Genomic DNA, 1,846 nt, shown 5'->3' with positions numbered 1-1,846 from the left:
AAAAGTTTTTTGGTGCCGCTTTTTTTCAAAAAAGCGGCGAAAACGTCTGGGGTGGTGGCAGAGACGTTGCCACCACCCCAAACGTTTGTGGGAACTTTTTGGAAAAAGTTCCCACACCCTCAAAAACTTTTGCTCATTTTTAGGCTTTTACGCGTCAGCCGCCGCGATAGCTGGGGGTGGGATTGGCGGCGCAGAGGCGCTGCCAGTTTTCCAGGATCAGCCGGATCTTGGCGAAGACGATGCCGACATCCGCAAATTCCCGCCGCAGCCGCGCCCCCGGCGCCAGGCTGCGATGCGAGGGCTCGCCCGAGATCAGCCGCGCCCCGGCGGAGACGCGCAGCGCCCCCATCTGCCCCGCCCCTTCAGGCTGCGCCAGCGGCACTGGCTGGCCGATATGGCAGATCCTTGCCGCGACTTCTCCCGCCTGCGGCAACACGCCGGAGAGATCCGTGTTCAGCCAGACATAGACCTGCCGGGCCTCGGCCGGGGTCAAACAGCGCCCGGGGGCGTGCGGGGCGGGCAGCGAGAAGGTGAAGATGCTGGGCAGGCGCTCCCAGGGCTCGTCCGCCGCGGTGCGGGCAATCGGCGGGGCGGGCAGCAGCGCCAGGCCGGGTGTGGCGTCGATGCCCTGGCGCACCGCCGCGCCGAACGCCTCTATAATGTCAGCGCGACGCTTCGGAGCAACACGCAACAGCGCCCGCATCTCCGCCAATGCCGCGTGCCAGCGCAGCGCCAGCCCGTAATTGCCGCCCGCCGGCAAGCCCTGCGCGGCAAAGGCGCCGGGCGGGAATTCACCCTGGTTGAAATAGGCGGCCAGCCCGGCTGGCAGCCGCGCCGTGCCCAGCCGTGCCGCCACCGAAGCCGGCAGCAACGCCGCCCCGGCGAAAGGCGGGCCGGTGAAGAATTTCGAGCCGGTGACCAGCACCACCGCCTCCAGCGCCAGATAGGCGCGCACCGAAGACGGGGAGAGCCGCGCCTGGCAGGCATCGACGACAATATCGAACCCCGCCCCGTACCGCGCCCGCAGATCCGCCAGGAAAGCCGGCGATGGCGCCAGCAGGCCGGTCTTGGACAGGTCCAGCCCGTGCAGGATCACGCGCCGCCCTTGCGCCAGCGCGGCGTCCAGCACGGCCTCGATTTCAGCTTCGACCTCGCTCTGCGGGCGCACCGCGCCGGAGGCGCTGCGCAGCGCGATATTGGCCAGGGCGGTATCGGGGCGAAAACCTTCGATCGGCGCCTCGAAGGTGACATCATGGCCCAAGGCGGTGTCCACGGCGAAATGCTGGCCCCGCGCCGCCATCGGCACGCCGCGCCCGGTTTCCTCCGGGGCGATCAGGATGTTGAGGATCGGCTGGCCGGTGCCGGCGAGATGGGTCAAGGCGAGGGCCAGCAGCTCGGTATCGGTGCCCGAGGCGGCGAGCACGATCTCCTCGCCAGGGCGCAGCCCATAAGCCCGCCCCAGCCCGCGCCGGACCGCGCCGATGCAGCTGGCCAGGGCCCGCTGCGGCGCCATGCCGCGCAGCAGCGCCGCGCTCACCTGCAGCCGCGCCTTGTCCGCCGCGATATAGCCGCGCTCGGAGGAAGAGGAGGCGGTGGAGGACGCAAAGGTGATCGCCCAGGGGCGCGGCCGGTGGCTGCAGCCATAGCCGTTGAGGGCGGTTTTCGGGTCGCGCGCCAGGCGGATATCGCCGCCGGTCTCCATCAGCGCATCGGCGGTGCCGAGCCAGGACCAGAGCCCGTGCAGCCGCCCGGCCTCTTCGGCGGAGAGATCGAAAAGCTCGGCCAGGCGCGTCGGGCCGGGGGAAATGTCGCTGGCCATCGGCGCCAGCCAGCCGGGCAGCAGCGC

Annotated in this window: 1 protein-coding gene; it reads right to left on the bottom strand. The window is 69.9% G+C overall.

The window, feature by feature from the left end; all coding sequences use genetic code 11:
* Nucleotides 1-154: 154 nt before the first annotated feature.
* The coding region (locus MXAZACID_RS01850; protein ID WP_008492328.1) for a hypothetical protein at nt 155-1,846 on the bottom strand (1,692 nt) is incomplete at its 5' end.

It is taken from the genome of Acidocella sp. MX-AZ02 (assembly GCF_000306035.1).
In the GTDB taxonomy this organism is placed as follows: Bacteria; Pseudomonadota; Alphaproteobacteria; order Acetobacterales; family Acetobacteraceae; genus Acidocella; species Acidocella facilis.
The sequence above is the reverse complement of the archived record's forward strand: the minus strand, read 5'-3'. Positions and strand labels throughout refer to the sequence as shown.